Below are 7,555 nucleotides of genomic sequence, written 5' to 3'. Positions count from 1 at the left end.
AATATTTATATTACTATAATCACGAAAGACCACATCAGGGAATTGATGGAAAAAAGCCAATTGAAATGATAAATCCGTTACCGAAATAAGTGACTTTTACAATTTCGACGAAGGAGAAATCTTCGCAAGTAACTAGACAAAGATTTGAACCTAGCATGATGATTTTTTTAGATGCTTAATTTATAGCTCTCGCAGATTTGGCAGATTTTGGAGAAAAAAATAAATCTGCTCAATCAGCTAAATCTGCGAGAGAAAATTAAAAAAATAAATACCTACAAGGTTTTGAAAACCTTGCAGGAAAACGAAAAAATGAAATACATTAAATACATACTTCTCTTCACAACGCTTTGTCTTAAAGCGCAAATCCCTGCGCTTGATAATTATAATCAGGTTTGGACAACGCAGAGCCAGAATTCGTCAGAATCGATGCCTTTGGGTGGCGGTGATATTGGTATGAATGTTTGGGTAGAGAAAGGTGATTTGTATTTCTATTTTTCCCGAAGCGGAACTTTTGACGAACATAATACTTTATTGAAATTAGGACGTGTAAAAGTGACTTTAACGCCGAATCCATTTGCAGGAAAAGAAGGGTTTCTTCAGGAATTAAAATTGAAAGACGGTTATGTTTTAGTTGGGCAAAACAACACAAAAATCAAACTTTGGGTTGATGTTTTTAAACCGATTATTCATGTCGATTTAGAAAGTAAAAATGCTTTGCAAATGACAGCTTCGTATGAAAGCTGGCGTTATCAAAGCCGTTATCCGAAAGGAAAAGAAAATAATGCCAATTCTTATAAATGGGCGCCTCAGGGAGAACTTATTACGTATAAAGATTCTATTTCGTTTGAAAATAACGGAATCAAATTTTACCACAGAAACAGAGAAAATACTGTTTTTGATGTAGCGGTAAAACAGCAGAAAATGGAATCGGTAAAAGATCAAATGCTGAATCCGATTGCGAATCTGACTTTTGGTGGATTCATGAAAGGCGATAACTTAAAACCAGACGGAACATATCTTGGGAAATATCAAGATACCGATTTTAAAGGTTTTAAATTAACAAGTATAAAACCATCCAAAAAACATTCGTTAGAAATTTATTTAAATACCAATCAATCTGATTTTTATACTTGGGATAATGGATTGAAAAGTTTGATTTCGGCAAACAAAAACACAGCAAAACAAGCAGAAAAAAACACTCAAAAATGGTGGAATACTTTCTGGAACCGCAGTTTTATTTTTACTCAAAAAAATCAATCGACTGCGAAAGATTCGGTGTATCAAATTGGGCAGAATTATCAGTTGTTCCGATACATGCTCGGATGTAATGCGTACGGAAAATATCCGACCAAATTCAATGGCGGACTTTTTACAGTTGATCCTGTTTACACCAATAAAGATCTGAATTTTACGCCCGATTTTAGAAATTGGGGAGGAGGAACTATGACAGCTCAAAACCAGCGATTGGTTTATTTTCCGATGATAAAAAGTGGTGATTTTGATATGATGAAATCACAATTGGATTATTATTTGAGTTTGCAGAAAAATGCCGAATTAAGGAGCAAAGTTTACTGGAATCACAATGGAGCATCATTTACAGAGCAATTAGAAAACTTTGGACTTCCAAATCCAGCTGAATACGAATGGAAACGTCCCGCAGATTACGATCCGGGAATGGAATATAATGCGTGGCTGGAATATGAATGGGATACCGTTTTAGAATTCTGCCAAATGATGTTGCAGCCAAAGGAATATGCAGGAGAAGACATTCAAAAATACAATCAATTTATTATAAGCTGTCTTCGTTTTTTCGATGAACATTATCAATATTTAGCAAAGCAGAGAGGTAGAAAAGCTTTGGACGGAAACGGGAAATTAATTCTTTTTCCGGGTTCTGGTGCAGAAACGTATAAAATGGCGAATAATGCCAACAGTACAATTTCGGCATTGCAAATAATTACAGAAAGTCTTTTAAACCTTTCGGGAAGTCAATTGTCTAAAGAAGACGTTGAATATTTAAAAACATTTCAAACTAGAATTCCGCCTTTGAATTTTGGGCAGATTGAAAATCATAAAGTTTTGCTTCCTGCCAAAACATGGGAAAGGGTTAATAATTCGGAAGTGCCACAATTATATCCTGTTTATCCTTGGGGAATTTATGGTATTGGAAAACCTGATTTGGAAACAGCGTTGAATACTTGGAAATACGATCCTGATGCTTTAAAATTTAGAAGTCATATAGGTTGGAAACAAGATAATATTTTTTCGGCTCGTTTGGGATTAACTGAAGAAGCGATGAAATACAATACACTTAAAATGGCGAATTCAGAAAGACGTTTTCCAGCTTTTTGGGGACCTGGTTTTGATTGGGTTCCAGATCATAATTGGGGCGGGTCAGGAATGATTGGCATGCAGGAAATGCTTTTGCAGGAAGCAGACGGAAAAATCTATCTTTTTCCAGCGTGGCCAAAAGATTGGAACGTTCATTTTAAATTACACGCCAAACAAAATACCACAATTGAAGCCGAACTCATGAATGGAGAATTGAAGGTTTTAAAAGTAATTCCAGAAGAAAGAAAAAAAGACATTATAAATCTGTTAGGAAAATCTGAAGCAGAGAAAACGAAATTAAACTAACTATTGCTAATTAAAATGATAAAGAAATTAATAAGTGCTGCAGTTTTGTCCATGCTTTTGACCACAAACGGACAAGCACAATCAGTTCAAAATACTGATAAACAAATTGTAAAAGTTGACTTTGATTTTTTTCAAAGAAGACTAGAAGAAGTTCACGATCCGAGTTATGATTCGTGGGTGATTAATGAAGGAAAAGAAGCTGAAAAATCATTTAATAATGTGTCATTTAAGCTAAAAGGAAACTTTACTTCAAAGTGGTATAAAGTTGGAATGAATGCTCCATTTTATAACAAATTAGGAAGTGACGGATTGGTTACGAATGAAAATCTAGAATTGAAAATTAGCGGATTGAAATCGGGAAAACATACGCTTTTGACTTTTCATAATGCTTTTGATGTGATTACAGGAAAAACTTTTTCTCCAATCAAAATCTATGTAAACGGAAAACTTCAAGAAACAGTAAATGCAAGTCAGAGAGCCAATGCTAAAATTGATGCTTCAATGGCGTATATTACTTTTAATGCAGAGAAAGGAAAAGATGTAATTGTTCGTTTTGAAATTGATCCAACTTCAAACCCTGATATTGTAAAACAGATTGTAATTAACGGTTTTGAGATTGATACGCCAAATTTAATGAATCAGGCTAGAACTCCTGAACCAAAAAATAGAGACGAACATGTTGAAGTGGGCAAAACTTTAACTCTAAAATGGGACGCTGTAAAAAATGTGGCATCGCATAAAATATATTTCGGTGAAGACAAAAATGCAGTAGAAAACGCAACAGAATCTTCAAAAGAATTTAAAGGAAAACTGACTGAGAAATCATATACGGTTTCTGATTTATATTCGGGAACAACTTATTATTGGAGAGTCGATGAAGTGGATAATAATGGCGAAGTTACATTAGGAAATGTATGGTCGTTTAAACCTGCTCAATTGGCTTTTCCAGGTGCAGAAGGTTACGGACGTTACGCTGTTGGAGGTCGTGGCGGAAAAGTAATTGAAGTGACTAATTTAAATGACGATGGCCCAGGAAGTTTACGCGATGCAATCAATCAGGAAATTGGTCCAAGAACGATTGTTTTTACTGTTTCGGGAAATATCAAACTGGCTTCTAGATTAGTAGCAAATCAACCTTATATCACTATTGCGGGACAAACGGCTCCGGGAGAAGGAATCACGATCAGCAGAGCGCCAATTGGGTTGACAGGAAATGATGGTGTAATTCGATTCTTAAAAGTGAGAATCGGAGGCGGAACTACTTTTGACGGAATGGGATTAACAGGTGCTGATTATAGTATTATTGATCACTGTTCGATCAGCTGGACAATTGATGAATCGTTTAGCTCACGTGGAGCGCATCATATTACTTTACAAAGAACTTTAATTTCTGAAGCGTTAAACATTGCGGGACATGATAAATATCCTGCAGGAAAAATGCATGGTTTTGCAGCAACAATTGGTGGAGATATTGGTAGTTTTCATCACAATTTATTGGCGCACAACCAAGGTCGTAACTGGAGTATCGGAGGCGGTTTAAACGGTGATGGTTATTACACTGGAAGACTGGATATTACAAACAATGTAGTTTACAATTGGGGAGGAAGAACAACTGACGGTGGTGCAAACGAAGTAAATTTTGTAAACAATTTTTATAAACCGGGCGCTTCAACTACCATATTTGTAGCGCTAAATGCGCAACACGAAGGTGTCGGAAAAGGAATGCAGCGTTACTATTTTAACGGAAATATTATGCCAGGCTACTTTGATGAGAAATCTCAGGATAAAGGCAGAAAATCTACTATAAGCCATAATGAGAAAGTAGATTATGAAACTTTTGTAGACAAACCATTTTTTCCTTCTTACGTAGAAACGCAATCAGCTAAAGAGGCGTATAAAAATGTACTTTCAGATGTTGGTGCCAATCAGCCGTTTTTTGATAAACACGATAATAGAATTGTAGACGAAACTTTAAAAGGAACTTTCACTTACAAAGGCAGTAAAAGCGGTTTAGGCGGTATGATTGATAACGAACAAGATGCAGGAGGATGGCCAAATTTTGCTTCAGAAACTCGTCCGACAGATTGGGATACAGATCATGATGGATTGCCAAATTGGTGGGAAAAAGCTTTTGGTTTAAACGAAAATTCAAAAGCAGGAGATTTCTCAGATGCAAATCAAGATACAGACAAAGACGGATTTACGCAGTTGGATAATTATTTAGACTGGTTGGCTCAACCTCATTATTTTGTGAATTCGGGAGAGAAAAAGACTTTAAGTGCTCCAGATTATTTTAAAGGCTATGAAAACAAACCAGTTTATACTTTTTCTGATCTTAAAAATGGAAAAGTAGTTTTAAAAGGAAAAGAAATTCAATTTACAGCTGTTGAAAAAGGATTTGCTTCTTTCGTGCTAACAGTAAAAGATGCAGAGGGAGATTCAATGAGCAGAACCATTAATTTCTTTGCAAAATAAATTATTAAACCATATAAGTGATATAAGATATTATAAGTTTAACTTAAATCTGTACTGCGAAAGTTTAAAAAGGTTAGTTTAAATGAACTTATATTGCTTATATGGTTCAAAATTATAAAAGAATGAAAAAAATATTAAATGTTTCCCTAGGATTGTTTTTTGTTAGCACCGTAATCTTTGCACAGAATAAAGGTTTGGTTGCGAATTCAGAAAGTCCGTATTCTAAATTGCAAAGCGTTGGCCTGCAAGACGTAAAATGGACAAACGGATTCTGGAAAGAACAGTTTGATGTAGAAACCAAAAACACTTTGCCGTATATGTGGGATTTGTATCATAACGATGAGATTTCGCATGCTTACAAAAACTTCGAAATTGCTGCAGGTTTAAGCAAAGGAACTTTCAAAGGGCCTTCGTTTCATGATGGTGATTTCTATAAAATTTTTGAAGGAATGGCAGCAACGTATGCCGTTACAAAAGATAAAAAACTCGATGCTGAAATGGATAAAGCGATTGCGCTTTTCGCGAAAGTACAGCGTAAAGACGGTTATATTCATACGCCAGTTTTAATCGATGAACGCTGGGGAACTTTAGGACCAGAAGAAGTGAAAAAACAATTGGGTTTTGAAAAATACAATATGGGACATTTGATGACTGCAGCCTGTATTCATTATCGTGCTACAGGAAAAACAAATTTCCTCAATATAGCAAAAGGTGTTGCCGATTTCTTGTATGATTTCTACAAAAAAGCTTCACCAGAATTGGCTCGAAATGCGATTTGCCCGTCTCATTATATGGGAATTGTCGAAATGTATAGAACGACTAAAAATCCGAAATATCTGGAATTAGCCAATAATCTAATCGATATTCGCGGAACAACAAATGATGGAACAGATGATAATCAGGACAGAGTGCCGTTTAGACAGCAGACTACCGCAATGGGTCACGCTGTAAGAGCAAATTATCTTTATGCGGGAGTAGCCGATTTGTATGCCGAAACGGGAGAAAAGAAGTTGTTAGACAATTTAGAATCCATTTGGGATGATGTAACGTATCGTAAAATGTACATTACGGGCGGTTGTGGTTCTTTATACGATGGAGTTTCGCCAGACGGAACTTCTTATGATCCAACTGTAGTACAGAAAATTCACCAAGCCTACGGAAGAGCTTTTCAATTGCCAAATGCAACGGCTCATACCGAAACCTGTGCTAATATTGGAAATGTGTTATGGAACTGGAGAATGCTTCAAATTACAGGAGATGCTAAATATGCTGACATCGTTGAATTAGCATTATACAATAGTGTGCTTTCTGGAATGGATTTAGAAGGAGAAAAGTTTCTTTATAATAATCCGCTGAATGTTTCTAATGATTTACCGTTTCACCAAAGATGGGGAAATGAACGAGAAGGTTATATCGCATTATCCAACTGTTGTGCACCAAACGTAACGAGAACAATTGCCGAAGTTGGAAATTACGCTTACAATATTTCGAAAGAAGGTTTGTATGTCAATTTATACGGAAGTAATCAGTTGAAAACAAAATCTTTGAATGGTGAAGAAATCGAGATCGAGCAGCAAACCAATTATCCTTGGGACGGAAAAATAACGTTGAAAATTGTAAAAGCTCCTAAAGATTTGCAAAATTTCTTTTTAAGAATTCCGGGCTGGAGTCAGAATGCTGAAGTTTCTGTTAATAATTCGAAAATTACAGATAAAATCGTTTCAGGAACTTATTTGAAATTAAACCAAAAATGGAAAAAAGGGGATGTGATTGAATTGAATCTTCCAATGCCAGTTGAGTTAATGGAAGCGAATCCGTTGGTTGAAGAAGTAAAAAATCAGATAGCTGTAAAAAGAGGGCCATTAGTTTACTGTTTAGAATCAGATCAGCTTCCTTCGAAAATAAGTGTTAATGATGTGGCTTTAAATTTGAAATCGAATTTCGCAACAAACAATTTTACCTTGAATAATAGAAACTTAGTAAGCATTGATGCTGAAGCTATTATAAATTCTAACAACTCGTGGAATAAATCTTTATACAAACCGCTTTCTTCTAAAAATGAGGATACTGTACAGGTAAAATTGATTCCGTATTTTGCGTGGGGAAATAAAGGAAAAGGTGAAATGACAGTTTGGATGTCGCATTAAGTTTTTGACAAGGATGAAACGGATTTACGTTGTAAAGACGCGGATTATAAGCGGATTTTTAAATTTGTCATAGAAGTATAAACGCAAAGTTTGTCATTTCTACGAAGGAGAAATCTTCGCAAGTAGCTCGACAAAGATTGGTGATTAAGATTGCGGGGTTCTAGTGTGATTCCTCGTTCCTCCTTTAGATTTGTTTTTTAAATTTTAAGTAGATTTATGATTGAGAAAGGAAGCAAAAGTAAACTATTCGTTCCTCTGAGCTTGAGACTCATATTTCGATTAAGACTTTAGCTTCC

At 35.5% G+C, this 7,555-nt stretch carries 3 protein-coding genes; all 3 read left to right on the top strand.

The features are described from left to right. Positions 1 to 309 precede the first annotated feature (309 nt). Complete coding sequence (locus AC5ZCW_RS22335) at positions 310 to 2,637, top strand: DUF5703 domain-containing protein (protein WP_496121837.1); 2,328 nt, start codon at positions 310 to 312, stop codon at positions 2,635 to 2,637. A 15-nt stretch (positions 2,638 to 2,652) separates the two neighbouring features. Further along, positions 2,653 to 5,112 carry a pectate lyase family protein gene (locus tag AC5ZCW_RS22330; RefSeq protein ID WP_496121836.1) on the top strand — a complete coding sequence of 820 codons (2,460 nt, stop codon included), beginning with the start codon at positions 2,653 to 2,655 and terminating at the stop codon, positions 5,110 to 5,112. A 122-nt stretch (positions 5,113 to 5,234) separates the two neighbouring features. Then, complete coding sequence (locus tag AC5ZCW_RS22325; RefSeq protein ID WP_496121834.1) at positions 5,235 to 7,259, top strand: aceric acid hydrolase; 2,025 nt, start codon at positions 5,235 to 5,237, stop codon at positions 7,257 to 7,259. Positions 7,260 to 7,555 lie beyond the last annotated feature (296 nt).

The sequence above is a fragment of the Flavobacterium sp. PLA-DH12 genome, assembly GCF_059511845.1.
Note: the sequence above shows the minus strand (reverse complement) of the source record. Positions and strands in the feature narration are given on the sequence as shown.